This is a genomic window from Solidesulfovibrio carbinolicus, assembly GCF_004135975.1.
GTDB classification, from domain to species: Bacteria; Desulfobacterota; Desulfovibrionia; order Desulfovibrionales; family Desulfovibrionaceae; genus Solidesulfovibrio; species Solidesulfovibrio carbinolicus.
This window is the reverse complement of sequence record NZ_CP026538.1, coordinates 3,378,957-3,402,960: the sequence shown is the minus strand read 5'-3', so window position 1 is coordinate 3,402,960 and position 24,004 is coordinate 3,378,957. Positions and strand designations below refer to the sequence as shown.

At 60.3% G+C, this 24,004-nt stretch carries 39 protein-coding genes; 37 read left to right on the top strand and 2 right to left on the bottom strand.

Going from position 1 to position 24,004, the window contains the following annotated elements; translation table 11 throughout:
• Positions 1–307: 307 nt before the first annotated feature.
• Positions 308–700, top strand: a complete 393-nt coding sequence (locus C3Y92_RS15235; RefSeq protein WP_129353920.1) for a diacylglycerol kinase — start codon at positions 308–310, stop codon at positions 698–700.
• Positions 701–759: 59 nt separating this feature from the next.
• Here the strand turns inward: C3Y92_RS15235 and C3Y92_RS15230 are convergent, their stop codons facing one another.
• Positions 760–1,044 carry a sll1863 family stress response protein gene (locus C3Y92_RS15230; protein ID WP_043601527.1) on the bottom strand — a complete coding sequence of 95 codons (285 nt, stop codon included), beginning with the start codon at positions 1,042–1,044 and terminating at the stop codon, positions 760–762.
• A gap of 332 nt (positions 1,045–1,376) precedes the next feature.
• Here C3Y92_RS15230 and C3Y92_RS15225 point away from each other — a divergent pair, with 332 nt between their 5' ends.
• The 36 genes from C3Y92_RS15225 to C3Y92_RS15050 all read left to right on the top strand — a co-directional run bounded on the left by C3Y92_RS15225 (position 1,377) and on the right by C3Y92_RS15050 (position 22,721).
• Positions 1,377–1,994 carry a hypothetical protein gene (locus C3Y92_RS15225; RefSeq protein WP_129353918.1) on the top strand — a complete coding sequence of 206 codons (618 nt, stop codon included), beginning with the start codon at positions 1,377–1,379 and terminating at the stop codon, positions 1,992–1,994.
• Positions 1,995–2,164: 170 nt separating this feature from the next.
• Positions 2,165–2,536 (top strand): 30S ribosomal protein S12, encoded by a 372-nt coding sequence (gene rpsL / locus C3Y92_RS15220; protein ID WP_006918780.1) that lies wholly within the window; start codon positions 2,165–2,167, stop codon positions 2,534–2,536.
• A gap of 21 nt (positions 2,537–2,557) precedes the next feature.
• The gene (rpsG, locus tag C3Y92_RS15215; RefSeq protein WP_015859929.1) at positions 2,558–3,028 is read left to right on the top strand and encodes a 30S ribosomal protein S7; all 471 of its coding nucleotides are present in this window, start codon (positions 2,558–2,560) and stop codon (positions 3,026–3,028) included.
• An 18-nt stretch (positions 3,029–3,046) separates the two neighbouring features.
• Complete coding sequence (fusA, locus tag C3Y92_RS15210) at positions 3,047–5,119, top strand: elongation factor G (protein WP_015859930.1); 2,073 nt, start codon at positions 3,047–3,049, stop codon at positions 5,117–5,119.
• A gap of 71 nt (positions 5,120–5,190) precedes the next feature.
• Entirely contained in the window at positions 5,191–6,384 is a 1,194-nt protein-coding gene (gene tuf / locus C3Y92_RS15205; protein WP_015859931.1) for an elongation factor Tu, read from the top strand.
• A 4-nt stretch (positions 6,385–6,388) separates the two neighbouring features.
• Positions 6,389–6,706 carry a 30S ribosomal protein S10 gene (rpsJ, locus tag C3Y92_RS15200; protein ID WP_006920465.1) on the top strand — a complete coding sequence of 106 codons (318 nt, stop codon included), beginning with the start codon at positions 6,389–6,391 and terminating at the stop codon, positions 6,704–6,706.
• A gap of 12 nt (positions 6,707–6,718) precedes the next feature.
• A complete protein-coding gene (rplC, locus tag C3Y92_RS15195; protein WP_129353916.1) occupies positions 6,719–7,351 on the top strand; it encodes a 50S ribosomal protein L3 in 633 nt (210 codons plus the stop codon).
• A gap of 12 nt (positions 7,352–7,363) precedes the next feature.
• On the top strand, positions 7,364–7,996 hold the full coding sequence (rplD, locus tag C3Y92_RS15190) for a 50S ribosomal protein L4 (protein WP_129353914.1): 633 nt from the start codon (positions 7,364–7,366) through the stop codon (positions 7,994–7,996).
• Positions 7,983–8,273, top strand: coding sequence for a 50S ribosomal protein L23 (gene rplW / locus C3Y92_RS15185; RefSeq protein ID WP_006920469.1), 291 nt, complete (start codon positions 7,983–7,985; stop codon positions 8,271–8,273). The genes rplD and rplW overlap by 14 nt, the downstream gene beginning before the upstream one ends.
• 2 nt (positions 8,274–8,275) lie before the next feature.
• A complete protein-coding gene (gene rplB, locus C3Y92_RS15180) occupies positions 8,276–9,106 on the top strand; it encodes a 50S ribosomal protein L2 (protein WP_129353912.1) in 831 nt (276 codons plus the stop codon).
• A gap of 12 nt (positions 9,107–9,118) precedes the next feature.
• Positions 9,119–9,400 carry a 30S ribosomal protein S19 gene (gene rpsS / locus C3Y92_RS15175; RefSeq protein WP_006920471.1) on the top strand — a complete coding sequence of 94 codons (282 nt, stop codon included), beginning with the start codon at positions 9,119–9,121 and terminating at the stop codon, positions 9,398–9,400.
• A gap of 30 nt (positions 9,401–9,430) precedes the next feature.
• On the top strand, positions 9,431–9,763 hold the full coding sequence (rplV, locus tag C3Y92_RS15170) for a 50S ribosomal protein L22 (protein WP_006920472.1): 333 nt from the start codon (positions 9,431–9,433) through the stop codon (positions 9,761–9,763).
• Between the two features lie 9 nt (positions 9,764–9,772).
• Positions 9,773–10,414: a 30S ribosomal protein S3 gene (gene rpsC, locus C3Y92_RS15165; RefSeq protein WP_006920473.1), complete on the top strand. Its 642-nt coding sequence runs from the start codon at positions 9,773–9,775 to the stop codon at positions 10,412–10,414.
• Positions 10,414–10,827: a 50S ribosomal protein L16 gene (rplP, locus tag C3Y92_RS15160; protein WP_015859935.1), complete on the top strand. Its 414-nt coding sequence runs from the start codon at positions 10,414–10,416 to the stop codon at positions 10,825–10,827. The genes rpsC and rplP overlap by 1 nt, the downstream gene beginning before the upstream one ends.
• Positions 10,828–10,829: 2 nt before the next feature.
• Positions 10,830–11,024, top strand: a complete 195-nt coding sequence (gene rpmC / locus C3Y92_RS15155) for a 50S ribosomal protein L29 (RefSeq protein WP_129353910.1) — start codon at positions 10,830–10,832, stop codon at positions 11,022–11,024.
• Between the two features lie 12 nt (positions 11,025–11,036).
• Positions 11,037–11,297: a 30S ribosomal protein S17 gene (gene rpsQ, locus C3Y92_RS15150; protein WP_015859937.1), complete on the top strand. Its 261-nt coding sequence runs from the start codon at positions 11,037–11,039 to the stop codon at positions 11,295–11,297.
• A 9-nt stretch (positions 11,298–11,306) separates the two neighbouring features.
• Entirely contained in the window at positions 11,307–11,675 is a 369-nt protein-coding gene (rplN, locus tag C3Y92_RS15145) for a 50S ribosomal protein L14 (protein ID WP_015859938.1), read from the top strand.
• A gap of 26 nt (positions 11,676–11,701) precedes the next feature.
• Positions 11,702–12,025 (top strand): 50S ribosomal protein L24, encoded by a 324-nt coding sequence (gene rplX, locus C3Y92_RS15140; protein ID WP_006920478.1) that lies wholly within the window; start codon positions 11,702–11,704, stop codon positions 12,023–12,025.
• 17 nt (positions 12,026–12,042) lie between these two features.
• Positions 12,043–12,582: a 50S ribosomal protein L5 gene (gene rplE, locus C3Y92_RS15135; protein ID WP_006920479.1), complete on the top strand. Its 540-nt coding sequence runs from the start codon at positions 12,043–12,045 to the stop codon at positions 12,580–12,582.
• 11 nt (positions 12,583–12,593) lie between these two features.
• Positions 12,594–12,779: a type Z 30S ribosomal protein S14 gene (locus C3Y92_RS15130; protein WP_015859939.1), complete on the top strand. Its 186-nt coding sequence runs from the start codon at positions 12,594–12,596 to the stop codon at positions 12,777–12,779.
• Positions 12,780–12,792: 13 nt separating this feature from the next.
• A complete protein-coding gene (gene rpsH, locus C3Y92_RS15125) occupies positions 12,793–13,176 on the top strand; it encodes a 30S ribosomal protein S8 (protein WP_015859940.1) in 384 nt (127 codons plus the stop codon).
• Positions 13,177–13,201: 25 nt separating this feature from the next.
• Positions 13,202–13,741, top strand: coding sequence for a 50S ribosomal protein L6 (gene rplF / locus C3Y92_RS15120; protein WP_129353908.1), 540 nt, complete (start codon positions 13,202–13,204; stop codon positions 13,739–13,741).
• 11 nt (positions 13,742–13,752) lie between these two features.
• Positions 13,753–14,112, top strand: coding sequence for a 50S ribosomal protein L18 (gene rplR, locus C3Y92_RS15115; RefSeq protein ID WP_015859942.1), 360 nt, complete (start codon positions 13,753–13,755; stop codon positions 14,110–14,112).
• Positions 14,113–14,131: 19 nt separating this feature from the next.
• Positions 14,132–14,626: a 30S ribosomal protein S5 gene (rpsE, locus tag C3Y92_RS15110; protein ID WP_043600155.1), complete on the top strand. Its 495-nt coding sequence runs from the start codon at positions 14,132–14,134 to the stop codon at positions 14,624–14,626.
• A 12-nt stretch (positions 14,627–14,638) separates the two neighbouring features.
• Positions 14,639–14,818, top strand: a complete 180-nt coding sequence (rpmD, locus tag C3Y92_RS15105) for a 50S ribosomal protein L30 (protein WP_015859944.1) — start codon at positions 14,639–14,641, stop codon at positions 14,816–14,818.
• On the top strand, positions 14,815–15,294 hold the full coding sequence (gene rplO / locus C3Y92_RS15100) for a 50S ribosomal protein L15 (RefSeq protein WP_015859945.1): 480 nt from the start codon (positions 14,815–14,817) through the stop codon (positions 15,292–15,294). Before rpmD ends, rplO begins: the two co-directional genes overlap by 4 nt.
• A 12-nt stretch (positions 15,295–15,306) precedes the next feature.
• On the top strand, positions 15,307–16,620 hold the full coding sequence (gene secY, locus C3Y92_RS15095) for a preprotein translocase subunit SecY (protein ID WP_129353906.1): 1,314 nt from the start codon (positions 15,307–15,309) through the stop codon (positions 16,618–16,620).
• A gap of 2 nt (positions 16,621–16,622) precedes the next feature.
• Positions 16,623–17,390: a type I methionyl aminopeptidase gene (gene map / locus C3Y92_RS15090; protein ID WP_015859947.1), complete on the top strand. Its 768-nt coding sequence runs from the start codon at positions 16,623–16,625 to the stop codon at positions 17,388–17,390.
• 58 nt (positions 17,391–17,448) lie between these two features.
• The gene (gene rpmJ / locus C3Y92_RS15085; protein ID WP_015859948.1) at positions 17,449–17,562 is read left to right on the top strand and encodes a 50S ribosomal protein L36; all 114 of its coding nucleotides are present in this window, start codon (positions 17,449–17,451) and stop codon (positions 17,560–17,562) included.
• Positions 17,563–17,574: 12 nt separating this feature from the next.
• Positions 17,575–17,946 carry a 30S ribosomal protein S13 gene (gene rpsM, locus C3Y92_RS15080; protein WP_015859949.1) on the top strand — a complete coding sequence of 124 codons (372 nt, stop codon included), beginning with the start codon at positions 17,575–17,577 and terminating at the stop codon, positions 17,944–17,946.
• 76 nt (positions 17,947–18,022) lie between these two features.
• A complete protein-coding gene (rpsK, locus tag C3Y92_RS15075) occupies positions 18,023–18,409 on the top strand; it encodes a 30S ribosomal protein S11 (RefSeq protein ID WP_006920490.1) in 387 nt (128 codons plus the stop codon).
• A 184-nt stretch (positions 18,410–18,593) separates the two neighbouring features.
• The gene (rpsD, locus tag C3Y92_RS15070; protein WP_006920491.1) at positions 18,594–19,220 is read left to right on the top strand and encodes a 30S ribosomal protein S4; all 627 of its coding nucleotides are present in this window, start codon (positions 18,594–18,596) and stop codon (positions 19,218–19,220) included.
• Positions 19,221–19,251: 31 nt separating this feature from the next.
• A complete protein-coding gene (locus C3Y92_RS15065; RefSeq protein WP_129353904.1) occupies positions 19,252–20,295 on the top strand; it encodes a DNA-directed RNA polymerase subunit alpha in 1,044 nt (347 codons plus the stop codon).
• On the top strand, positions 20,285–20,701 hold the full coding sequence (gene rplQ, locus C3Y92_RS15060) for a 50S ribosomal protein L17 (protein ID WP_129353902.1): 417 nt from the start codon (positions 20,285–20,287) through the stop codon (positions 20,699–20,701). Before C3Y92_RS15065 ends, rplQ begins: the two co-directional genes overlap by 11 nt.
• A gap of 86 nt (positions 20,702–20,787) precedes the next feature.
• The gene (locus C3Y92_RS15055; protein ID WP_129353900.1) at positions 20,788–21,678 is read left to right on the top strand and encodes a selenium metabolism-associated LysR family transcriptional regulator; all 891 of its coding nucleotides are present in this window, start codon (positions 20,788–20,790) and stop codon (positions 21,676–21,678) included.
• Positions 21,679–21,884: 206 nt separating this feature from the next.
• A complete protein-coding gene (locus C3Y92_RS15050) occupies positions 21,885–22,721 on the top strand; it encodes a sulfotransferase family protein (protein WP_165352125.1) in 837 nt (278 codons plus the stop codon).
• Between the two features lie 336 nt (positions 22,722–23,057).
• Here the strand turns inward: C3Y92_RS15050 and C3Y92_RS15045 are convergent, their stop codons facing one another.
• Entirely contained in the window at positions 23,058–23,957 is a 900-nt protein-coding gene (locus C3Y92_RS15045) for a flagellin N-terminal helical domain-containing protein (protein WP_129353896.1), read from the bottom strand.
• Positions 23,958–24,004: the final 47 nt, after the last annotated feature.

Sequence of the window (24,004 nt, the reverse complement as noted above, 5' to 3'; positions counted from 1 at the left end):
TTTGCGGCCCCCTTTCGGCGTACCCGGAAGGGGGCTTCGCCTATTGAGCAGGCAGCCAAGGGATCTCACGTCAGAGGGCCAGAAGCCGCGAGAGCCAAGGCGTGCATCACTAGCGGGGAACAAAGGCCCGCGCCAGTGATGCACCCACCGCCCCTCTTGTCGGGTCATTGCCAGGGATTGAAAGCACACGGCAACAGGACGCGAGGGAGTGCGGGAAGAAATCGCTCCAGCTTGCCGTGCCGCGCAAGCTCGGGTAGCAGGGGAGGGAGGCTGATGCCCCGCGCCGGGCAGGCGTGAAGGAGAGGTGATGCGCAACAAGTTTTTAGGAACCGGCGAGCCGGGCTGGCATCCGGTGCGCAAGGTACGGGTGGTGCTCTCGGGGCTGCGCTTTGCCGTGCTCTACGACGGCAGCGTGGCCTGGAAAGTGGTGGTCTCGACGGTGGTGCTGGCCATTTTTGGCGCAACCGGCCACTGGCGGGACTTCCTGCTCATGCTGGTGGCCACGGGGCAGATGCTGGCGGCCGAGCTGCTCAATTCCGCCGTGGAAGGGGTGTGCGATTTCCTGGTCAGCCAAGAGGACCGGCGCATAAGGGCCATCAAGGACATGGCGGCGGCCGCCGCCGGCATCGCCATCCTGTTTTGGGGCCTGGTGCTCGTCTGGGAAGCCGGCCGTCTGGTCGGGGCCTGGCCCGGCCCCTAGACAAACGGATTCTTGTCGCGTCCCTCTACGGCGATCATATCCTTAAAAATGGGGGCGAACTAGAATTTGTCCTTGGCTTTGGCGAAGGCGGCCTTGAGGTCTCCCAGGGCCTGCTCCATGCCGTGGCGCAGTTCGACCATGGCGTCCCCCCCGCCCTTGCGCAGCAAGGTCAGCTTGTAGCGAGCCTTGTCGTATTTCTCCAACAGCGCTTCGAGATCGCCGGACCAGCGGTCGAAGAAATCCTGCCCCTTGTCCTTGGCTTCGGCCCGGGCGGCCTCGATCTTGGCCTTGTAGGCGGCCAGCTGCTCTTCCAGACTGACGCCGAAACGGTCCTTGTCGTCCATGGCGGCCTCCATGTCGTTACTAAGTGCATGAAGTCTAGCCCAGAGCCGGAAGCAGGGCAAGCGGGGCGGTCGGAAATTCCGGGCCAATCCTGCTGGGAAGTCTTGCTCTTCGCCAAACGCTTTGCTAAACGGCTTAAAGGTCGTTCCGGGCGGAGAGGCGTTCGGGGGAGAAAACGCCCCCGCCCCTGGTCAAGGCCCGAAGGCGTTCTTATGTTGTTCGAGAAACGACGTATCCATCAACCACGGAGCCGGAGCGCTTCGGATAAGGATCAGGTCGTTTTCGCCATCGGTTTGTTTTTGGACAACAAGACGTGTTTGCAAGGAGGAAGGCCATGAACGCGCAACTGAAGAAGATTTGGGTCCTGCTTTTGGCCCTGTGCATCGGGTTCGCCGCCCTGCCGGGAAAGTCCCACGCCATGGGCGAGGCCGGCACGTTCCATGTGACGCCGGAATTCGGCGCTTACGGCACCGGCCAGAAGTCGGTCAATTCCATCATCACCTTTGGGCTTAGCGGCGGCTATTTCGTCATGGACGGCCTGTCCATCGGCCTGGAAGCCCTGGCCTACTCGTTTGACGTGCGCAAGATCGACCGTCGCGGCCCGGTGACCAACTTCCTGTACACCGTGGCCAGCAGCGACGGCTATTCCAACAACCCCTGGGCCTTTGGCGCCAACGCCCTGGTCCGTTACTACCCGGTGCGCACCGACAAGGCCGCCTTCTTCATCGGCACCGGTATCGGCGGCCTGTTCTCCGGCGACCGTATCCCCTACTGGGAGAACGGCGGACGCGGCAACTACGCCAACCCCACCCTCCCCGTGGACGTCGGCTTTGCCGTCAACCTGAGCCAGAACGTGGCCTTCGAGCTGACCGGCCGTTACCAGCGCATCGGCTTCGACAACCACGGCCTCGACGCCTGGGGTGGTCACGGCGGCATTCGGATCACTTTTTAGGCTGACAAACGTTTTGATCTAGAGTAGAGGGTAAGGCCCTCCCGCCCGCACCGGGTGGGAGGGCCAGTTTTTTCCGAGGCCGGTCCCAGGGGCGCTTGACATGTTGCGTCCGTGGGTCTATAGGCCTCTGTCTTTGCCATACACTACGATTTTTTTGAACGGAGACGGCTATGCCCACGATCAACCAGCTCATCCGCAAGGAACGGGCCAAAGTGTCCAAGCGGCGCAAGACGCCGGCCCTCCAGGCCTGCCCGCAGCGCCGGGGCGTGTGCACCCGCGTGTACACCACCACGCCCAAAAAGCCCAACTCGGCCTTGCGCAAGGTCGCCCGCGTGCGCCTGACCAACGGCATCGAGGTGACCTCTTACATCCCGGGCGAAGGCCACAACCTGCAGGAGCACTCGGTAGTGATGATCCGGGGCGGCCGCGTCAAAGACCTTCCCGGTGTCCGGTATCATATCATCCGCGGTACGCTCGATACGTCGGGCGTGTCTGACCGCCGCCAGAGCCGTTCCAAGTACGGCGCCAAGCGGCCCAAGTAATTTCGGTTCAAGGAGACGCGTATGCCGCGTAAAGGTCCAGTTTCCAAGCGCTCGGTGCTGCCCGATCCGAAGTTCGGCAGCCATCTGATGACGAAGTTCATCAACCGGCTCATGCACGACGGCAAGAAGGGTGTGGCTGAAAACCTCTTCTACCAGGCCGTTGAAGTCCTGGCCGAAAAGTCCGGCGAAGACCCGTTGAAGGCTTTCGAGAAAGCCATCGGCAACGTCAAGCCCCACATGGAAGTCAAACCCCGCCGGGTCGGCGGCGCCACCTACCAGGTTCCCATGGAAGTGCGCCCCGAACGCCAGGTCACCCTGGCCCTGCGCTGGCTCATCAATCAGGCCCGGGCCCGCGGCGAAAAGGGCATGGCGGACAAACTGTCGGGCGAGCTTCTGGACGCCTATCACAATCGCGGCGGCGCCGTGAAAAAGAAAGAGGATACGCACCGTATGGCTGACGCGAACAAGGCGTTTGCCCATTACCGGTGGTAGTCGCTAAAGGATAACGACGTGTCTCGGACCGTACCCATAGAGCGGCAGCGCAATATCGGCATCATGGCCCATATTGACGCCGGCAAGACGACCACCACCGAGCGTATTTTGTTTTACACCGGTGTGTCGCACAAGATTGGCGAAGTGCACGACGGCCAGGCCACCATGGACTGGATGGTGCAGGAACAGGAGCGGGGGATCACCATCACCTCCGCTGCCACCACCTGCTACTGGCGCGATCACCGCATCAACATCATTGACACGCCCGGCCACGTGGATTTCACCATTGAGGTCGAGCGTTCCCTGCGCGTCCTCGACGGCGCCGTGGCCGTGTTCGACGCCGTTGCCGGCGTCGAGCCCCAGACCGAGACGGTCTGGCGGCAGGCTGAGCGGTATCGCGTTCCCCGCATGAGCTTCGTCAACAAGATGGATCGCACCGGCGCGAACTTCTTCCGCTGCGTGGACATGATCCGGGACCGCCTGGGCGCCAAGCCCGTGCCGCTCCAGCTGCCCATCGGGTCCGAAGACAACTTCACCGGCGTGGTGGACATGATCCAGGGCAAGGCCCTGATCTTTGACGACGCCACCATGGGCAAGGAATACGTCACCCAGGAAATCCCGGACAACATGCGGGATCTCTACGACGAATGGCGCCTGCAGATGCTTGAAGCCATCGCCGAAGAGGACGAAGCCCTCATGGAGAAGTACCTCGCGGGAGAAGAACTGACCCCCGAGGAACTCATCGCCGGCGTGCGCAAGGCCACCATCGGCCTGGCCATCTGCCCGGTGCTGTGCGGTTCGGCCTTCAAGAACAAGGGCGTGCAGCCCCTGCTCGACGCCGTGGTCGACTACCTGCCGTCTCCGGTGGACATCCCGGCCATGGTCGGTCACGACCCCGACGACGCCGAGAAGGCCATCGAGTGTCCGTGCGATCCCAAGCTGCCCCTGGCCGCCCTGGCGTTCAAGCTCATGAGCGATCCGTTCATCGGCCACCTGACCTTCCTGCGCTTGTACTCGGGCAAGATCGAATCCGGCATGACCGTCCTTAACGCCAACACCGGCAAGAAGGAACGCGTCGGACGTCTGCTCAAGATGCACGCCAACAAGCGTGAAGAGATAAAAGAAGCCGAAGCCGGCGACATCGTGGCCGCCGTCGGCATGAAGATCACCTCCACCGGCGACACCCTGTGCGCGGAAAACCGCCCGGTCGCCCTGGAGTCCCTGGACATCCCCGAGCCGGTCATCGAAGTGGCCATCGAGCCCAAGACCAAGGCCGACCGCGACGCGCTGTCCCAGGCCCTGGGCAAGTTGACCAAGGAAGATCCGTCGTTCCGCGTCAAGTCCGACGAGGAATCCGGCCAGACCCTGATCGCCGGCATGGGCGAATTGCACCTGGAAATCATCGTTGACCGCCTCATGCGTGAATTCGGCGTCAACGCCAACGTCGGCCAGCCCCAGGTCGCCTACCGTGAGACCATCACCAAGGCGATCAAGAACGATCTGCGTTACGTCAAGCAGACCGGCGGCCGCGGCCAGTACGGCCATGTTGTTCTCGAAATCGAGCCCAAGGAAGACGGCGGCTACGAATTCGTCAACGACATCACCGGCGGCATCATCCCCAAGGAATACATTCCGGCTGTCGACAAAGGCATCCAGAATGCCATGAAGGGCGGCGTCATGGCCGGCTTCCCGCTGGTCGACATCCGCGTCAAGCTGGTCTTTGGTTCCTACCACGAAGTGGACTCTTCGGAGCAGGCGTTTTTCATCTGCGGTTCCCAGTGCTTCAAGGAAGCCGTGCAGAAGGCCTCGCCCGTCCTGCTTGAGCCGATCATGGCCGTCGAAGTGGTCACTCCGGACGAATACATGGGCGACATCATGGGCGATCTGAATGGCCGTCGCGGCCGTATCGCCCGCATGGAAGCTCGGGCGGGCGCCCAGGTCATCACGGCCCACGTCCCCCTGTCCTCCATGTTCGGCTACGCCACGGACTTGCGTTCCAAGTCCCAGGGCCGCGCCACGTTCACCATGATCTTCGACCACTACGAGCGTGTTCCGGCCAGTCTGGCTGAAGAGATAATGAAGAAGAAATAACGCCCGCGGCGTTTCGGGCGAGGACGCACTACAACGAAGACCCGCAAGCGCGGAAGCTCCAGGGGGATCCTATGGGCAAGGCGAAATTTGAACGCAACAAGCCGCACGTCAATATCGGCACCATCGGTCACATCGACCACGGCAAGACCACGCTGACCGCCGCCATCACGCGTCTGGCCAGCCTCAAGGGCAATGGCGAGTACATTCCCTTTGACCAGATCGACAAGGCGCCGGAAGAAAAGGAACGCGGCATCACCATCGCCACGGCCCACGTCGAATACCAGACCGACAAGCGGCACTACGCCCACGTCGATTGCCCGGGTCACGCCGACTACATCAAGAACATGATCACCGGCGCGGCCCAGATGGACGGCGGCATTCTCGTCGTCGCCGCCACCGACGGCCCCATGCCCCAGACCCGTGAGCACATCCTGCTCGCCCGTCAGGTCGGCGTGCCCCAGCTGGTGGTGTTCATGAACAAGGTCGATCTGGTTGACGACCCCGAACTTCTTGAGCTGGTCGAGCTGGAAGTGCGCGAGCTGCTGTCCAAGTACGGCTTCCCTGGCGACGACATCCCGGTCATCAAGGGTTCGGCCCTCAAGGCCCTGGAAGCGGCCGACGTCAACAGCCCCGAGGCCGCGCCCATCTTCGAGCTGCTCGACGCCTGCGACTCGTTTATCCCCGAGCCCAAGCGCGACATCGACAAGCCGTTCCTCATGCCCATCGAAGACGTGTTCTCCATCTCCGGCCGCGGCACCGTCGTGACCGGTCGTGTCGAGCGCGGCATCGTCACCGTGGGCGACGAAGTGGCCATCATCGGCATCAAGGACACGGTCAAGACGACCTGCACCGGCGTCGAGATGTTCCGCAAGATTCTCGATCAGGGCCAGGCTGGCGACAACGTCGGCGTGCTCCTGCGCGGCATCAAGCGCGACGACGTCGAGCGCGGCCAGGTTCTGGCCAAGCCCGGCTCCATCACGCCGCACCGCAAGTTCAAGGCCGAAGTGTACGTCCTCAACAAGGAAGAGGGCGGCCGCCACACCCCGTTTTTTACGGGCTACCGTCCCCAATTCTATTTCCGGACCACGGACATCACCGGCGTGGTGACCCTCAACGAAGGTGTTGAAATGGTCATGCCGGGCGACAACGCCACGTTCAACGTGGAACTGATCGCCCCCATCGCCATGGAAAAGGGCCTGCGCTTTGCCATCCGCGAAGGCGGCCGCACCGTCGGCGCTGGCGTCGTGTCGGAGATTGTGGAGTAATATCATGGTTTCCATGCAAAATGATCGCATCCGTATCAAATTGAAGGCCTACGACTACCGCATCCTGGACAAGGCGGTGGCCGAGATCGTGGATACTGCCCGCAACACCGGAGCCGGCGTTGCCGGTCCCATCCCGTTGCCCACGGACATCCACAAGGTCACGGTCAACCGCTCGGTTCACGTCGACAAGAAGTCCCGTGAACAGTTCGAGATGCGGGTTCACAAACGTCTCCTGGACATTATGGAGCCCACGCAGCAGACCGTGGACGCGCTCGGGAAACTGAGCCTTCCTGCCGGTGTTGACGTGGAAATTAAGCTCTAAGGAAGGGTTGGCATGGCTGCCACGCTTGGAATTCTCGGCCGAAAACTGGGCATGACCCGGGTCTTCGGCGACGACGGCTCAATTATTCCGGTCACTGTTATTCAGGCCGGACCCTGCCCCGTCACCCAGGTCAAGAACCTGGAAAAAGACGGGTACAACGCCATGCAGATCGGGTTCGACGAGATCCCGGAACGCAAGGCCAACAAGCCCGAGAAGGGCCATCTGGACAAGGCCGGCCGCGGTTACTTCCGGGTGCTTAAGGAAATCCGCCTGGACGGCCCCGTGCCGTTCGAGCAGGGCATGGACGTGACCGTGGACATCTTCGCCCCGGGTGAGATCGTCAAGGTCACGGGCACCTCCATCGGTAAAGGGTTTGCCGGCGTCATGAAGCGCTGGAACTTCGCCGGTCTCAAAAAGACCCACGGCACCGAAAAGGCCCATCGCTCCGGCGGTTCCATCGGCAACAACACCGAGCCCGGCAAGGTCATGAAGGGCAAGAAGATGGCCGGCCACATGGGCGCGCGCACGGTGACCGTGCCGAGCATCACCGTGGTCGACGTCCGCCCCGAAATGAACCTGATCTTGGTCAAGGGACAGATTCCCGGCCCGCGCAACGGCGTGGTCGTGGTTCGTAAGCAGGGGTAACGGGGGCAAGCCATGGCAAATGTGAAATTGTTCAACCAGGGCTGCCAGGAAATCGGCACTGTCGATCTGGCCCCCGAGGTTTTTGAAGTCGAAGTGCAGCCCGAACTGCTGCACCTCGTTGTCCGCGCCCAGCTGGCCGCCAAGCGCGCCGGCACCCACAGCGTCAAGACCCGCGCCTTCGTCAGCGGCGGCGGCAAGAAGCCCTGGCGTCAGAAGGGCACCGGCCGCGCCCGGGCCGGTTCCACCCGTTCGCCCCTGTGGCGCGGTGGCGCCGTTGTCCACGGGCCGCAGCCCCGGGACTACTCCTTCAAGGTGAACCGCAAGGTCCGCCAGCTGGCCCTGCGCATGGCCCTTTCGGCCAAGGTCGTGGAAGATCAGCTGGTGCTCCTGGACGCCATCGCGCTGCCGGAAGTCAAGACCAAGCTGATGGCCAAGGTCGTTTCTGATTTCAGCTGGAAAAAAGCCTTGATTGTTCTGCCCGAGTCGGATAACAATCTCGAGCTTTCCGCCAGAAACCTTCCTGGCATCAAGGTCGTGCGGCAGGACATGCTTAATGTGTATGACGTCCTCCTGCACGATCATGTTGTCATGATGAAGGACGCGGCGCTCAAGGTCCAGGAGAGGCTCGGTCATGGAATACGCTAACATCCTTTTGAAGCCGGTTATTTCCGAGAAGGCCACGATGGTGAAGGACGCCGCCAACCAGGTGGTGTTTTTTGTCCATCCCGCCGCCAACAAGATCGAGATCGCCAAGGCCGTGGAAAAGGCCTTCTCCGTCACGGTCAAGGGCGTGCGCGTGGTCAAGCACAAAAGCCTCGCCCGTTCCCGCATGGGACGCGTGACCGGCCGGATTCCGGGCTACAAGAAAGCCTACGTGACCCTGGCCCAGGGCGATAAAATTGAGTTCTTCGAAGGGGTGTAGACATGTCCATCCGCAAGCTTAAGCCGACCTCGGCCGGCCGCCGGTTCCAGACGGTGTCTACCTTCGAGGAGATCACCCGCAGCGAGCCGGAGAAGTCCCTTACCGAGGGCATTACCTCCTCGTGCGGCCGCAACTGCTACGGCCGCATCACCTCGCGTCGTCGCGGCGGCGGCAACAAGCGCCTGTATCGCATCATCGACTTCAAGCGCGACAAGTTCGGGGTTCCGGCCAAGGTCTTCTCCATCGAGTATGACCCCAACCGTAGCGCCCGTATTGCGCTTTTGCATTACGCTGACGGTGAAAAACGTTACATTTTGGCGCCGGTTGGCATCAAGGTCGGCGATATGATCACCGCCGGCGACGCCGCCGACATCAAGCCGGGCAATGCGCTCCAGCTGAAAAAGATTCCGGTCGGCACGCTGTTGCACAACATCGAGCTGAACCCAGGGCGCGGCGGCCAGATGTGCCGCGCCGCCGGAACCTATGCCCAGCTCGTGGCCAAGGAAGGCAAGTACGCCCTGCTGCGTCTGCCTTCGGGCGAAGTGCGCAACGTGCTGTCCACCTGTCTGGCCACCGTCGGCCAGGTCGGCAACGTGATGCACGAGAACATCTCCATCGGCAAGGCCGGGCGTAACCGCTGGCTTGGCAAGCGCCCCGAAGTTCGCGGCGTGGCCATGAACCCGGTTGACCATCCCCTCGGCGGCGGCGAGGGCAAGAGCTCCGGCGGTCGTCACCCGGTCACCCCGTGGGGCAAGCCGACCAAGGGCTACAAGACCCGCAACAAGAAAAAGCCCTCGTCCAAGCTTATCGTCAAGCGGCGCGGACAAAAGTAAGAGGAAACGCCTATGCCTCGTTCACTCAAAAAAGGTCCGTTCGTGGACGATCACTTGGAAAAGAAGGTCGCCTACGCCCTGGAGAACAAGGATCGCCGCGTGATCAAGACCTGGTCTCGCCGGTCCATGATCCTGCCCGAGATGGTTGGTCTGACTTTTGCCGTGCACAACGGGAAAAAGTTCATTCCGGTTTTTGTCTCCGAGAACATGGTCGGGCACAAACTCGGCGAGTTTGCCCCTACGCGGACCTTCCACGGCCATGCCGCGGACAAGAAAAGCAAAGTGAAAAAGTAGTCGGGGAGACCACCCCGTCGGGACAAAACCATGGAAGCCAAAGCCATCGCCAAGTACATTCGCCTGTCGCCCCAGAAGGCGCGGCTCGTCGCCGCCAACATCCTCGGCCGGCCGGTCGAGGAGGCCATGAACATACTGAAATTCACCCCCAAAAAATCGGCCAAGATCATCGGCAAGGTGCTCCACTCGGCCGTTGCCAACGCCGAGCAGATCTCCGGGGTGGATATCGACAACCTTACGGTCAAGCAGGTGATCATCAATCCCGGGCCGACCCACAAGCGGATCATGACCCGCTCCATGGGACGCGCCTTCCGGATCGTCAAGCGCACGAGCCATATCACCGTCGTTGTGGCCGAGAACTAGGAGCGACAGATGGGACAGAAAGTTCATCCCTACGGATTTCGCCTCGGATACAACAAGAACTGGCTCTCGCGTTGGTTTTCCAAGAAGGATTACCCGGAGTTCGTTTTCGAGGACAACAAGATCCGTAAGTTCGTCAAGAAGAGCCTGTACCACGCCGGGATCTCGAAGATCGAGATCGAACGCGCGGGGGGCAAGATTCGCCTGATCATCCACACCGCCCGGCCCGGCATTGTCATCGGCCGCAAGGGCACGGAGATCGAGAAGGTTCGCGGCGACCTCAAGCAGCGCTTCGGTCGGGAATTCACGGTGGAAGTCAACGAAATCCGCCGTCCCGAAATCGACGCCCAGCTCGTCGCCGAGAACATCGCGCTGCAGCTTGAGCGCCGCGTGGCCTTCCGCCGGGCCATGAAGCGCACCGTCGGCCTGTCGCGCAAGTTCGGCGCCGAGGGCATCAAGGTCTCCTGCGCCGGCCGCCTGGCCGGAGCGGAAATCGCCCGCTCCGAATGGTACCGCGACGGTCGGGTGCCCCTGCAGACCCTGCGCGCCGACATCGACTACGGCTACGCCATCGCCAAGACCACCTACGGCGTCATCGGGGTCAAGGTCTGGATTTTCAAAGGCGAGATTTTGGATCATGAGGTGGAAGCGTAATGTTGGCTCCCAAAAAAACCAAATTCCGGAAGATGCAAAAGGGCCGCCTGCGCGGTCCCGCCCTGCGCGGCGCCAGCATCGACTTCGGTGAAATCGGCATCAAGGCTCTGGAGCACGGCAAGCTCACCAGCCAGCAGATTGAATCCGCTCGTATCGCCATCATGCGCCACATCAAGCGCGGCGGCAAAGTCTGGATTCGCGTCTTCCCGGACCGCGTGCGCACGGAAAAGCCGGCTGAAGTCCGTCAGGGCAAGGGCAAAGGCTCTCCTGTGGGCTGGTTCGCTCCGGTCAAGCCCGGTCGCGTGCTCTACGAGATCAAGGGCGTGGACATCGAGACCGCCAAGGAAGCGCTGACCCGGGCCCAGCACAAGCTGCCGATCAAGACCAAGATTGTGGTCAAGGAGGGCTTGTAGCCATGAAGACCGCCGAACTGCGCGATCTCGACGTCGAGGCCCTGGGCAAGAAGCTGGGCGAGTCCCGCGAGGAACTCTTCAAGCTGCGCTTTCAGCACGCCACGGCCCAGCTGGAAAAGACCCACCGTCTGCGTGAAGTCCGCAAGGACATCGCCCGCATCATGACGGTGCAAACTGAAAAGAAGCGTCAAGGCTAATCGGGGATCACCATGGAAGAACAGAAAAGCAATCGCCGGGTGCTGACCGGCGTCGTGGTCTCCGACAAGGCCGACAAGACCATCGTGGTCATGGTCGAGACCCTGGTGAAGCATCCACTGTACAAAAAGTACATCCGTCGCCGCAACAAGTTCATGGCCCATGATCCGCAGAACGACTGCGGCATCGGCGATACCGTGAGCATCATCGAGCATCGGCCGCTGTCCGCCCGTAAGCGGTGGCATCTTGAAAAAATCATGGAAAAAGCGGTCTAGGAGCTCGACATGATTCAGGTTGAATCCAATCTCGATGTGGCGGACAATTCCGGCGCGAAACGAGTGTGCTGCATCAAGGTGCTCGGCGGCTCCCGTCGCCGTTACGCCACGGTGGGCGACATCATCGTCGTGTCCGTCAAGGACGCCCTGCCCAATTCCAAGGTGAAAAAGGGCGCCGTGATGAAGGCCGTTGTGGTTCGGACCAAAAAGGAAGTCGGCCGGGCCGACGGTTCCTACATCAAGTTCGACTCCAACTCCGCCGTGCTGCTGTCCAACCAGGGCGAGCCGGTTGGAACCCGTATCTTCGGACCGGTCGCGCGCGAGCTGCGGCAGAAAAACTTCATGAAAATCGTGTCGCTGGCTCCTGAAGTCCTCTAGGGCTTCCCACGCGCATCGAGGACGACATGAAAACCTATCGGATTCGTAAAGACGACAAGGTGATGGTCATCGCCGGCAAGGACAAGGGCAAAGTGGGCAAGATCTTAAAGATCCTGCCCAAGCGCAACGCCGTGCTGGTGGAAAAGGTGAACCAGGTCAAGCGCCACACCAAGGCCAATCCCTACGCCAAGACCCCCGGCGGAATCATCGAGAAGGAAGCGCCGTTGGACATCTCCAACGTGGCTCTCTTGTGCGAAGGTTGCGCCAAGCCGGCCAAGGTCGGCTACAAATACACCGCTGATGGCAAGAAGGTTCGCTTCTGCAAGAAGTGCAACCACGAAATCGCCTAGCGTCAAAAGGAAACGGTATGACCCGCCTGGAACAAATCTATGCCGAGAAGGTAGCCCCGGAGCTGAAGAAAGAGTTCGGGTACACTTCCAGCATGCAAATCCCCCGGCTTTCCTTTGTCTCGCTCAACATGGGTTTGGGCGAAGCGAGCAACAACAATAAGCTCATCGAGGAAGCCGTGGTCGAGCTGACTGCCATCGCTGGACAAAAGGCCGTGATCACACGAGCCCGAAAGTCCATCGCGGCCTTTAAGCTCCGGGAGGGCATGCCGGTGGGGTGCCGTGTGACCCTTCGCCGGGATCGGATGTGGGATTATCTCGACAAACTCATGAATTTTGCCCTGCCTCGGGTTCGCGACTTTCGCGGCGTGCCTGACCGTGGATTCGACGGACGCGGCAATTTTACCCTCGGTATCCGGGAGCACAGCATTTTCCCGGAAATCAACGTGGATCGCGTCGAGCACGTCAAGGGCATGAACGTCACCATCGTCACTACGGCCACCGCCGACAAGGAAGGCAAGATGTTGCTGGACCTGCTCGGCATGCCGTTTAAAAAGTAAGGAGAACGGACGTGGCCCGTAAATCTTTGATGGTGAAAGCCAGCCGCAAACCGAAGTTTTCCACCAGGGCGTACAATCGTTGCCCCATCTGTGGTCGTCCCCGGGCGTATCTGCGCAAGTTCGGCGTTTGCCGTATTTGTTTCCGTAACATGTCGCTGACCGGCGAAATGCCCGGCGTGCGCAAGTCGAGCTGGTAAGGAGAAGGACGCCATGTCGGTGACCGATCCCATTTCCGATATGCTGACCCGCATCCGCAATGCCCATCGGGCCTTGCACGCGGACCTGTCGTTTCCCACGTCCAAACTGAAGGCCGCCATTGCCGCCATCCTCAAAGAGGAAGGCTACATCGGGGACTTCGCCGTGGACGGGCAAGCGCTGACCATCAACCTCAAATATCAGAGCGGCAAACCGATCATTTCGGGGCTCAAAAGGGTGAGCAAGCCCGGACGGCGCGTGTACGTGCCGGCCGAGGCCATCCCCAAGGTGCAAAACGGCCTGGGCATCAGCATCCTGTCCACTTCCCGGGGCATCCTGGAAGGAGCCAAGGCTCGCGAGCTCAATGTCGGCGGCGAGCTCCTGTGCGAAATCTGGTAATAAGATCCACCGCGGAGAAGATGTCATGTCCAGGATAGGAAAACGCGAAATCGAGCTGCCCGCCGGCGTGTCCGTTGAGCTGGCTTCCGATGCGGTGGTGGTCAAGGGCCCCAAGGGCCAGCTGTCCACCCCCACGCATCCCAAGATCGCCTACGCCGTCGCCGACGGCAAGGTCCAGGTCAGCCGCACCGACGACACCCGTGTGGCCCGTGCCCAGCACGGCCTGCGCCGCACCTTGCTTGCCAACCTCGTCGAGGGCGTGAGCAAGGGTTTCACCAAGACGCTGGAAGTCATCGGCGTCGGCTACAAGGTCGCCACCACCGGCAACACCGTGTCCCTGGCCGTGGGGTTCTCCCACCCGGTGGATTTCAAGCTGCCCGAGGGCATTGAAGCCAAGGTGGAAGGCAACAAGCTGACCTTGTCGGGCATCGACAAGGTGCTCCTTGGCGAAACCGCCGCCCGCATCCGTCGCGTGCGGCCGCCTGAACCCTTCAAGGGCAAGGGCATCAAGTACGAAAACGAAGTCATTCGCCGCAAGGCCGGTAAGTCCGGCGGCAAGAAATAGGGGCTAGCAGCATGAAGATGACCAAGACCCTGGCGCGAGCGCGCCGGAAAGTCCGCATCCGCAAGAAACTGTCTGGCACCGTCGAACGCCCCAGGCTCGTGGTGTACCGGTCCAACCGGCACATCTACGCCCAGGTGATCGACGATCTGACCGGACAGACCCTGGTGTCCTCCTCCAGCCTGACGCTTTTGAGGGCCGGCGAGGCGGTCAAGGCCGACAAGGAAGCGGCGACCATGGTCGGTAAAGACCTGGCCGCCAAGGCCCTTGAACGCAACATCCAGGCCGTTGTGTTTGATCGCAACGGTTACATCTACCACGGCAGGGTGCAGGCCCTGGCCGACGGAGCGCGGGATGGCGGCCTCAAATTCTAAACGCGCGAAGGAAGACGGCATGGAACAGCAATCCGATCTGTCTCAGATCGAAAAGATCGTGTACCTCAATCGCGTCGCCAAGGTCGTCAAGGGCGGCCGTCGGTTCAGCTTCAGCGCCCTGGTCGTCGTCGGCGACGGCAAGGGCTCGGTGGGCTACGGACTGGGCAAGGCCAACGAAGTGCCTGAAGCCATCCGCAAGGCCACGGAACAGGCCCGCAAGGCCATGATCCGGGTGCCCCTGCTCGACGGTACGCTGCCCTACGAGATCCTCGGCCAGTTCGGGGCCGGTCGCGTCATGCTCAAGCCCGCCTCCAAGGGTACCGGCATTATTGCCGGCGGTCCGGTGCGCGCCATCATGGAAGCCTGCGGCGTCCATGACATCTTGACCAAGGCCATCGGCACCAACAATCCGCACAACGTCTTGCGGGCCACCATGGAAGGCTTGGCTTCGCTGCGCAGCGCCGACTCGGTCAGCGCCATGCGTGGCAAGGCCCTGTCCACGCCCCGCAAGTAAGGACGCAACGCCATGGCAAACATTACCGTCAAGCTGGTGAGAAGCCGCTACGGCAACACGCCCAAGCAGCGCGCCACCCTGGCTTCACTTGGCCTGAAGAAAATCCGCCAGGAACGCTCCTTCGAGAAAACCGACACCCTGGTCGGCATGATCGCGAAGGTCCAACATCTCGTTGAGGTGACCGAGTCATGAAGCTCCACGAGCTCTATCCCTTCCCCGAGGAGCGGGCCAGCCGCAAGCGCGTCGGCCGTGGCCGGGCCACCGGCTGGGGCTGCACCTCTGGTCGCGGCAACAAGGGCCAGAATTCCCGGGCCGGCGCCAAGCACCGCGCTTGGTTCGAAGGCGGCCAGATGCCCATCGCCCGCCGTCTGCCCAAGCGCGGCTTTAAGAACTACCCGTTCAAGGTCGTCTTCCAGCCCATCAATCTGGATCGGCTGCTGGCTTCCTTCGACGGCAAGGACGCCATCACCCTCGACGACATCTATGATCGCGGTCTGGCCCCGGCCGGCGCCCTGGTCAAGATCTTGAGCGTCGGCGAAGTCGCCGCCGCCGTCACCGTCGAGGCCCACAAGTTCAGCGCCAAGGCGGCTGAGAAAATCACCGCCGCCGGCGGCAAGGTCATCGCCCTGGGAACGCCCGAGGCTTTGACCGAAACCCCTACTGAATAAACGGAAGTTGCCGTGGCCCTTACCGGAGTCGAAAATCTGGCCCGTCTGCCGGAGCTGAAAAAAAAGCTCCTTTGGACCTTCCTGCTTGTGGCCGTCTACCGCATCGGCGTGCATGTCCCGGTGCCGGGCGTTGATTCGGCCGCGCTGGCGGATTTCTTCGAAAGCGCCAAGAACACCCTTTTTGGCCTGTTCGACATGTTCTCCGGCGGAGGGCTGCGCAACCTCTCCATCTTCGCCCTGGGGATCATGCCCTACATCTCCGCCTCCATCATTATCCAGCTGCTGACCGTGGTCAGCCCCGAGCTGGCCAAGATGCAGAAGGAGGAGGGCGCCGCCGGGAAGAAAAAGATCACCCAGTACACCCGCTACGGCACGGTGCTCATCACCTGCATCCAGGGCTTCGGCATCGCCGTTGGCCTGGAAAGCATGGCCAGCCCCACGGGCGCGCCGGTGGTGCTCATGCCTGGCTGGGGCTTTCGCCTCATGACCATCATCACGCTGTGCGCCGGCACGGTGTTTCTTATGTGGCTTGGCGAGCAGCTGACGGAGAAGGGGATCGGCAACGGTATTTCGCTGATCATCTATTCCGGCATCGTGGCCGGATTGCCGCGCGCCGTGCTCTCTACCTTCGATCTGCTCAAGGCCGGGGAACTTTCGCCGCTTATGCTCATCCTTATCGTGGCGCTGATGCTGGCCGTGCTGGTCGCCATCGTGTTCATGGAGCGAGGGCAGCGACGTATTCCCATCCAATACGCCAAGCGCATGGTCGGACGAAAAATGTACGGCGGCCAGACCACCCATCTGCCGCTGCGCGTCAACACGGCCGGCGTTATCCCGCCCATTTTCGCCTCCTCGATTCTGCTTTTCCCGGCGACCTTGGGCGAGTTTTCGAGCGTGCCTTGGCTGAAGACCGTGGCCTCGGTGTTTTCACCGGAGACGATGACCTACAATGTGATCTTTATCGCGCTGATTGTCTTCTTCTGCTATTTCTATACGGCCATTATCTTTGATCCCAATGATATCGCCGAGAACATCCGCAAGCAGGGCGGCTTTATTCCGGGTATTCGTCCCGGGGCCAAGACCAAGGAATACATCGACAAGGTGCTGGTGCGCATCACCCTGTGGGGTTCGATGTACATCTCCGCCGTCTGCGTGTTGCCCATGATGCTGATCCAACAGTTCAACGTGCCGTTTTATTTCGGCGGCACCTCGCTTTTGATCGTGGTCGGCGTGGCCATGGACTTCATGTCCCAGATCGAGTCGTATCTTATCTCCCGTCAGTATGAAGGCCTCATGCAGAAGGGGAGAATCAAGGGCAGGCAGTAGGTTTGAAAAAGGTCAGGGGGATCTACCTCAAAAACGACCTTGAACTGGCCTCCATGCGGGAAGCCTGCCGCATCGTGGCCGTGATCCTGCGGGATCTGTCCGAAGCGGTGAAGCCGGGCGTGACCACCATGACCTTCGAACAGCTGGCTCTGAAGCGCTGCGCCGATTTCAAGGTCAAGCCGGGGTTCCTGGGCATGTACGGGTTTCCGTTTGCCTTGTGCTGCTCGGTCAATGAGGAAGTCGTTCACGGCTTTCCATCCGACCGGGTGCTCAAAGAAGGGGACCTGGTCAGCTTCGACATGGGCGTGGTCTACGACGGGTTTTACGGAGACGCCGCCACAACGGTCCCGGTTGGCGAGATAAGTCCCGAGAAAGCCAAGCTTTTGCAGGTGACTCGGGAAAGTCTGGCCAAGGGCATTGCCGAGGCCATATCCGGCAATGACCTGTATGACATTTCGCGGGCCGTGCAAAAACATGTTGAAGGCCATGGCCTAAGTGTTGTAAGACGGTTCGTTGGTCACGGCATTGGGAGGAAGCTCCACGAGAAGCCCGAAATTCCCAATTTCGAGCCCAAGGACGCGCCTCGCGTCCCGCTTCTTCCCGGGATGGTGCTCGCCATCGAACCCATGGTGACGGCGGGTGGTCCCGACGTCGAAGTGTTGTCCGACAATTGGACGGCCGTGACGAAAGATCGCAGCCTGTCCGCGCATTTCGAGCATACGGTGGCTGTGACCAAAAACGGTCCTCGGATTTTAAGCCTGGCTGATTGACGGGACCGACGCCCGCGCGGCCTCGGTCGTTTCCGTCGCCAGGAGACGGAGAGACGGCATGAAAGTGAGACCTTCGGTGAAAAAACTTTGTCCCAAGTGCAAAATCATCCGGCGTCACGGCGTTGTGCGGGTGATCTGCGATAACCCCCGGCACAAGCAACGTCAGGGATAACGGAGGAACGTCGTGGCCAGAATCGCGGGAGTCGACCTTCCCAAGAACAAGCGGATGGACATTGCGCTGACCTATATCTTCGGCATCGGCCGTACCACGGCCCTGCGCATCCTCGAAAGCACCGGCGTTGATTGGACGAAAAATTCCGACGCCTTGACTTCCGAGGAAACCAACAACATCCGCAAGGAACTCGAAGCCAACTACAAGGTCGAGGGCGATCTGCGGCGTGAAATCACCGCCGGCATCAAGCGCCTCATGGACATCGGTTGCTATCGGGGCCTGCGTCACCGCCGGGGTCTGCCCTGTCGCGGACAGCGCACCCACACCAATTCGCGTACCCGCAAGGGGCCGCGTCGTGGTGTGATGGCCAAGAAGAAGAAGTAACCTTTCGCGGACGCGTTTATAAGCGTCCGCTGCAACACGGCAACACGCCCCAAACGGGCTTTTTGGAGATACGCGTATGGCGAAACCGCGCCGCACCGGCAAAAAGGAACGCAAGAACATTCCCGTGGGCGTGGCCCACATTCAGGCCACGTTCAACAATACCATCGTGACCTTCACCGATCAGAAGGGCAACGTGGTCAGCTGGGCCACCTCCGGTGGGGCTGGTTTCAAGGGGTCGCGCAAGTCCACCCCGTTTGCCGCCCAGGTCGCCGCAGAAAACGCCGCGCGCAAGGCCCAGGAAAACGGCATGCGCACCGTCGGTGTTTTGGTGAAGGGGCCGGGGTCCGGACGTGAGGCCGCCATGCGCGCCATTCACAACGCCGGGTTCAAGATCAGCTACATCCGCGATATTACGCCCATCCCCCACAACGGCTGCCGTCCGCCCAAGCGGCGTCGCGTCTAGTTGGAGCGGATGGCCGAGGGCATGGTTCCCTCGGCGGCACAGCGGTATTTTATACGACCAGGCCTCCAGACCGGGGCCTGGCTCATTATTCGGTCCCACCCGGCGCAAGCATGCCCCGGAGGACCGACACACGCGGGGAACCGGTCAAGAAGGCCGCCCCGCGGCACATCGAGGAGGAACGACCTTGGCACGTTATACTGAAGCGAAATGCCGGATTTGCCGCCGGGAAGGGGCCAAGCTGTTTTTGAAGGGCGACCGGTGCTACACCGACAAGTGCGCTCATGAGCGCCGCCCCTACGCCCCTGGCCAGCATGGCCGCATTCGCAAAAAAATGAGCGATTACGCCGTCCAGTTGCGCGAGAAGCAGAAGACCCGCAAGATGTACGGCATCCTGGAAGAGCAGTTCCGCGACTACTTCAAACGCGCGGACATGCAGAAAGGCGTCACCGGCGAAAACCTGCTTTCCGCCCTGGAACGCCGCCTGGACAACACGATCTACCGCCTGGGTTTCGCCACTTCGCGCAACCAGGCCCGGCAGCTCGTACGTCACGGCCTGTTCACCCTCAACGGTCGTCGGGTGAACATCCCGTCCTTGCAGGTCAAGGTCGGCGACGTCATCGAAGTCCGTGAACGTAACCGGCAGTCGCCCATCATCCTGGAAGCCCAGCAGGTCATCGCCCGTCGCGGCACCCCGGCTTGGCTTGAGGTGGAAGGCGAAAAGCTTAAAGGCAAGGTCATCGCGCTGCCCACCCGCGAGGACGTGCAGTTCCCGATCAACGAGCAGCTCATCGTCGAGCTTTACTCCAAGTAATCGGCAAAGACCCTTTGCCTAAGGTGACGCCATGTTGACTCGTAACGGCCAAAGGCTCATCAACTCCCGCAACTGGACCGAACTCGTCAAGCCCGAAGTCCTGGACAAGGACCCGAGCTCCACCGAGACCTTCGGACGGTTCGTGTGCGAGCCCCTGGAACGCGGGTTCGGCACGACGCTCGGCAATGCCCTGCGTCGTGTGCTCCTGTCGTCCCTGCAGGGCGCGGCCATCGTCGCCGCCCGCATCGAAGGGGTGCAGCACGAATTCTCCACGATTCCGGGAGTCATTGAGGATGTCACCGAGATCATCCTCAATCTCAAGCAGGTGCGGCTGGCCATGGCCACCGACGAGCCCCAGCGGCTTACCCTGCTCGCCAAGGAAAAGGGCGAAGTTCGGGCCAGCGCCATTCAGGGCAATCACAACGTCTCGGTGCTGTCCGAGGACGTCTTGATCGCCACCCTTTCCGAAGACCGCGATTTCCGCATCGACCTCGAAGTGCGCATGGGCAAGGGCTATGTCCCGGCCGACATGCACGAAGGGCTCGAATCCGAAATCGGCCTAATCCTCCTGGATGCGAGCTTCTCGCCTGTGAAAAAGGTGGCCTACACCATCGAACAGGCCCGCGTCGGCCAGATGACCAACTACGACAAGCTCGTGCTGGAAGTCACCACCGACGGCTCCATCGCCCCTGAGGACGCCATTTCCTACAGCGCCAAGATCCTCAAGGATCAACTCACGGTTTTCATCAATTTCGACGAGAAGGAATCCGAGGCGGAGAAGAATCGGCGTCGTGACGACATCGAACTCAACCCCAGCCTGTTTAAAAGCATCGACGAACTTGAGCTCTCCGTGCGCGCCACCAATTGCCTGAAGTCCGCCAATATCCAGACCGTTGGCGAACTTATGCAGAAAACCGAACACGAGATGCTCAAGACCAAGAACTTCGGCAAGAAATCCCTTGAGGAAATCCGCCGCGTTCTCGAGGATATGGGTCTCGAATTCGGTATGCGCATCGAGAACTTCGACCAAAAATACCAGGAATGGCTCAAGAGGAAGCAGACCGATGAGGCATAACAAATCCGGACGCAAACTTGGCAGGACCGCCGCGCACCGCAAGGCCATGCTGCGCAATATGGCTCGTTCGCTGCTGATCCACGAGCGGATCCGCACCACCGAACACAAGGCCAAGGAACTTCGCGGCGTTGTTGAGCAGCTTGTCACCCTGGCCCAGACCGACAGCGTCCACGCTCGTCGCATGGCCTTCAAGGTCCTCGAAAACCACCAGCTCGTGGCCCGGCTCTTTAACGAGATCGGCCCGCGCTTCACCGGCCAGCCGGGCGGCTACACCCGCGTGGTCAAGATGAGCCTGCCCCGGGCCGGCGACTGCGCCTCCATGGCCGTCATTGAGTTGACCAAGCTGGCCGGGGCCGCCCCCGCCGCCAAGGAAGAGACGCCCAAAGACGCTTCTTCCGAGGCCTAGAGCAGACTGCGCCAAAGCAGGGCCCTTGAGGCCCTGCTTTTTTTTGACCAGATCGATCAGGTTTTTCGATAGGGGGCATGGTCAATATGGATGTACGACGGCTCCAGGCCTTTGCCAAAGTCTACGAGCTCCGCAGTTTTTCCCGAGCCGGCGAAGAGTTGCTGCTGTCCCAGCCCACCATCAGCGCGCATATTTCCGCTCTGGAAGAAGAACTCGAAACCCAGCTCTTCGACCGTCTCGGCCGGACCGTGCTGCCGACTCAGGCCGGCGACGTGCTCTACCGCTACTGCACCACCATCTTCACCCAGCTCGACCATGCCAAGGCCGACATCATGGCCCTGTCCGCCCGCGTGGCCGGCGAACTGGTCATCGGCGGCAGCACCATACCGGCCCACTACATCATCCCCCGCTTGGTGGCCCGCTACGTGGCCGCCTATCCCGAGGTCCAGGTGGACATGACCGGCGGCGACTCTAGCGAGATCGCGCAAAAAGTGGCCGATGGCACGGTCCATGTTGGCATTGTCGGCGCGCCAGCGTCATATCCCGAATTGGTCAGCCTGCCTTATCTTGATGACGCCCTGGTTGTCGTGGTGCCGGCCTCCCTGCCCTTGCCGGACTTGACCGGGAGCGGGTGGCAGGACCGTTTGGCCGGTTTGCCCTGGATCATGCGTGAGCAGGGGTCAGGCACGCGCCAGACATTGGAGGCGTCCTTTGCCAAGGGCGGTTTGGATATTCGGGACATCACCCCGGTGCTGGTCGTGCATTCTTCGCTGGCCGTTCTTGAATGCGTTGAGGCTGGACTAGGGGTGGCCGCCGTATCCACTTTGGCTGCCAGGGCGTATTTGGAGCGGGGAACCGTAGCGGGTCTGGACGTGCCGCATTTGGACATGCGGCGCAGTTTCTATGTGATCCATCATGGAAAACGGTATCTTTTTCCGGCATTACGCGCTTTTCTCAAGATTTGTGGTTTCGCCTAGACCGATTTGCCATTATGTCGATAAGTTGTGTATGAACAGCTCGGCAGGTGGAAACCCTGGCTCCATCGGTGGTCAATCCGAAAGACCATGGATGGGATAAGCAATTTTTATCGTAACCATTTTCCCCTTTAATATGTTGAAATACGGTCCGTTGCAGATGAGCATTTTAAGTCAGGTCGACTATGCTTCGCTGCTTATGGTGCATTATGCATAAGCCTTTTTGTTTTCTTCATATACCGAGAACAGCCGGGACGACGCTTAATACAATCTTGTCGCAAAATTTTGAGAAAGATGCAATTTTATCTCTGTACAAGAAAGAGGAGTTTGAACAGTACAAAGAAATTTTGCTCGAAAACTTCCAAAAGTTAAAGCTTATACAAGGTCATATTTTACTGCAAAATTACGATCCTCCTCAAATATATTCTTCTGACGTCAAGGTGTTTACTTTTTTGCGTGAACCATTGGCACGCATGCAATCTGAGTATTTTTTCTTGAAGCAGTGGAAATATAGTCAAATGTACGAAATTATACATAAAAACAACATGTCTTTTGTGGATTATATAACCAGCGACTTGAGTAAAGTACGGTATAAGGGCAAAAATTTCATGACGCGTGCGATTTCCGGGGAAGACTTGGCTTCATCGGGCGCACGTCAGAAGGCGCTGTCTCAGGCTAAACGACATCTTGAAAAGCAGTTTGTTTTTTTTGGCATACAGGAACGGTTTGACGAGAGTCTTGTGATGTTGAGCAAAGTATTGTCCTTGAAAAATATCCTGTATGAAAGAAGAAATGTCTTGTCAGAAAAATGCAAAAAGACGCTTTCTTCTCATGATGTCGAGGTGGCTACACGGTATAATGCTCTTGATATTGAATTATATCAGTTTGCATGTGCGCTTTTTAACGACAGGCTTACTTCCAAACGTGTTGTGACGCCTGGTGAAATCAAAGCCTTCATGACGATGAATGCCAAGTATCAAAGACTATGTGAGCTTCTCGATAAAAAAAGCGGAATGCAGCCGGGCGAGATCAGGCTGCCGAAGTAAGGTCCTATCGCGGCGGGGGCGTCCGGGCGAAGCCTCATGCTGGACAAGAGGCTGAGCCTCTTGCCTGTGCATACCGCCTGAGAGTCAGGCTGTGTCGGCCACGGCTTTTGAAGTTTTCGAGCCAGGGATGGACCTGTCGTTGGCCTATGCTGTCGATTCCCCTTGACGTCTCCGTCCTGTCCAGCGTCGCAACGGCGATGATCCGGTCGTCTCTTCCTGGATTTGCTGCGGCCGGCTCAAAGCATTCCCTCAAGTCTTGATTGTTTCGTGTGCACGACAAAGCCCGCCTGGTTTCCCGGGCGGGCTCTTGGTGTTTGCTGGCGGGCCGGCTGGCTACTAACCGCCGATGAGCTGCATGGCCATCTTCGGCATGGAGTTGGCCTGGGACAGCATGGCAACGGCCGACTGGGTCAGGATCTGGTTGCGCACGAACTGGGTCATTTCCGTGGCCACATCGACGTCGGAGATCTGCGACTCGGCGGCCTGGAGGTTTTCGGCCTGGATCTGCAGGTTGGAGATGGTGTTCTCCAGCCGGTTCTGCAGCGCGCCGAGGTTGGCGCGGATCTTGTCCTTGGAGACGATGGCGTCCTTGATGGCGTCGAGGGCGAGCTGGGCCAGCTGCTGGGTGGAGATGCTGCGTCCGGCCTGGTCGGTGGAGGACGCGGCGCCGATGCCCAGGCCGAAGGCCGAAGCGGTGGAGGTGCCGATCTGGACGTAGTAGTAGTCTTCCGAGGACTCGTTGCCGGAGCCGAAATGCACCTTCATCTTGCCGGTGGAAACCGAGGCGGAACCATTGTGGGTGGCGCCGGACAGGTTGCCGTTGAGCAGGTAGATGCCGTTGAAGTCCGTGGCGTTGGCGATTCGGGTGATTTCCGAAGCCATGGCCTGGTATTCCGAGTCGATGATAAGACGCTGGTCCGAGGTGTAGGTGCCGGTGGAAGCCTGTTCCGCCAGTTCCTTCATGCGGATGAGCTTTTCATCGATGACCTGGAGCGCGCCGTCCGCCGTCTGGATCATGGAGATGGCGTCGTTGGCGTTGCGCACGCCCTGGTTGATGGCGGAAATGTCGGCCCGCATAAGCTCGCGGATGGCAAGGCCGGCGGCGTCGTCGGCTGCGGTGTTAATGCGAAGGCCCGAAGACAGCCTCTGGGTCGAAGTGGCCAGCGCACCGTACGAGTTGGACAGGTTACGGGCGGCGTTGGCGGCCATCATATTGTGGTTGATAACGAGCGACATGGCTTTTCCTCCTTGAAAAGTGTGTGCATCCAGCTTGTTTCCCATGA

What these genes read in the sequence shown, in the direction of transcription:
- C3Y92_RS15235 (WP_129353920.1), top strand. Translation starts at nt 308, where the DNA reads ATGCGCAACAAGTTTTTAGGAACCGGCGAGCCGGGCTGGCATCCGGTG.
- C3Y92_RS15230 (WP_043601527.1), bottom strand. Translation starts at nt 1,044, where the DNA reads ATGGACGACAAGGACCGTTTCGGCGTCAGTCTGGAAGAGCAGCTGGCC.
- C3Y92_RS15225 (WP_129353918.1), top strand. Translation starts at nt 1,377, where the DNA reads ATGAACGCGCAACTGAAGAAGATTTGGGTCCTGCTTTTGGCCCTGTGC.
- rpsL (WP_006918780.1), top strand. Translation starts at nt 2,165, where the DNA reads ATGCCCACGATCAACCAGCTCATCCGCAAGGAACGGGCCAAAGTGTCC.
- rpsG (WP_015859929.1), top strand. Translation starts at nt 2,558, where the DNA reads ATGCCGCGTAAAGGTCCAGTTTCCAAGCGCTCGGTGCTGCCCGATCCG.
- tuf (WP_015859931.1), top strand. Translation starts at nt 5,191, where the DNA reads ATGGGCAAGGCGAAATTTGAACGCAACAAGCCGCACGTCAATATCGGC.
- rpsJ (WP_006920465.1), top strand. Translation starts at nt 6,389, where the DNA reads ATGGTTTCCATGCAAAATGATCGCATCCGTATCAAATTGAAGGCCTAC.
- rplC (WP_129353916.1), top strand. Translation starts at nt 6,719, where the DNA reads ATGGCTGCCACGCTTGGAATTCTCGGCCGAAAACTGGGCATGACCCGG.
- rplD (WP_129353914.1), top strand. Translation starts at nt 7,364, where the DNA reads ATGGCAAATGTGAAATTGTTCAACCAGGGCTGCCAGGAAATCGGCACT.
- rplW (WP_006920469.1), top strand. Translation starts at nt 7,983, where the DNA reads ATGGAATACGCTAACATCCTTTTGAAGCCGGTTATTTCCGAGAAGGCC.
- rplB (WP_129353912.1), top strand. Translation starts at nt 8,276, where the DNA reads ATGTCCATCCGCAAGCTTAAGCCGACCTCGGCCGGCCGCCGGTTCCAG.
- rpsS (WP_006920471.1), top strand. Translation starts at nt 9,119, where the DNA reads ATGCCTCGTTCACTCAAAAAAGGTCCGTTCGTGGACGATCACTTGGAA.
- rplV (WP_006920472.1), top strand. Translation starts at nt 9,431, where the DNA reads ATGGAAGCCAAAGCCATCGCCAAGTACATTCGCCTGTCGCCCCAGAAG.
- rpsC (WP_006920473.1), top strand. Translation starts at nt 9,773, where the DNA reads ATGGGACAGAAAGTTCATCCCTACGGATTTCGCCTCGGATACAACAAG.
- rplP (WP_015859935.1), top strand. Translation starts at nt 10,414, where the DNA reads ATGTTGGCTCCCAAAAAAACCAAATTCCGGAAGATGCAAAAGGGCCGC.
- rpmC (WP_129353910.1), top strand. Translation starts at nt 10,830, where the DNA reads ATGAAGACCGCCGAACTGCGCGATCTCGACGTCGAGGCCCTGGGCAAG.
- rpsQ (WP_015859937.1), top strand. Translation starts at nt 11,037, where the DNA reads ATGGAAGAACAGAAAAGCAATCGCCGGGTGCTGACCGGCGTCGTGGTC.
- rplN (WP_015859938.1), top strand. Translation starts at nt 11,307, where the DNA reads ATGATTCAGGTTGAATCCAATCTCGATGTGGCGGACAATTCCGGCGCG.
- rplX (WP_006920478.1), top strand. Translation starts at nt 11,702, where the DNA reads ATGAAAACCTATCGGATTCGTAAAGACGACAAGGTGATGGTCATCGCC.
- rplE (WP_006920479.1), top strand. Translation starts at nt 12,043, where the DNA reads ATGACCCGCCTGGAACAAATCTATGCCGAGAAGGTAGCCCCGGAGCTG.
- rpsH (WP_015859940.1), top strand. Translation starts at nt 12,793, where the DNA reads ATGTCGGTGACCGATCCCATTTCCGATATGCTGACCCGCATCCGCAAT.
- rplF (WP_129353908.1), top strand. Translation starts at nt 13,202, where the DNA reads ATGTCCAGGATAGGAAAACGCGAAATCGAGCTGCCCGCCGGCGTGTCC.
- rplR (WP_015859942.1), top strand. Translation starts at nt 13,753, where the DNA reads ATGAAGATGACCAAGACCCTGGCGCGAGCGCGCCGGAAAGTCCGCATC.
- rpsE (WP_043600155.1), top strand. Translation starts at nt 14,132, where the DNA reads ATGGAACAGCAATCCGATCTGTCTCAGATCGAAAAGATCGTGTACCTC.
- rpmD (WP_015859944.1), top strand. Translation starts at nt 14,639, where the DNA reads ATGGCAAACATTACCGTCAAGCTGGTGAGAAGCCGCTACGGCAACACG.
- rplO (WP_015859945.1), top strand. Translation starts at nt 14,815, where the DNA reads ATGAAGCTCCACGAGCTCTATCCCTTCCCCGAGGAGCGGGCCAGCCGC.
- rpmJ (WP_015859948.1), top strand. Translation starts at nt 17,449, where the DNA reads ATGAAAGTGAGACCTTCGGTGAAAAAACTTTGTCCCAAGTGCAAAATC.
- rpsK (WP_006920490.1), top strand. Translation starts at nt 18,023, where the DNA reads ATGGCGAAACCGCGCCGCACCGGCAAAAAGGAACGCAAGAACATTCCC.
- C3Y92_RS15065 (WP_129353904.1), top strand. Translation starts at nt 19,252, where the DNA reads ATGTTGACTCGTAACGGCCAAAGGCTCATCAACTCCCGCAACTGGACC.
- rplQ (WP_129353902.1), top strand. Translation starts at nt 20,285, where the DNA reads ATGAGGCATAACAAATCCGGACGCAAACTTGGCAGGACCGCCGCGCAC.
- C3Y92_RS15055 (WP_129353900.1), top strand. Translation starts at nt 20,788, where the DNA reads ATGGATGTACGACGGCTCCAGGCCTTTGCCAAAGTCTACGAGCTCCGC.
- C3Y92_RS15050 (WP_165352125.1), top strand. Translation starts at nt 21,885, where the DNA reads ATGCATAAGCCTTTTTGTTTTCTTCATATACCGAGAACAGCCGGGACG.
- C3Y92_RS15045 (WP_129353896.1), bottom strand. Translation starts at nt 23,957, where the DNA reads ATGTCGCTCGTTATCAACCACAATATGATGGCCGCCAACGCCGCCCGT.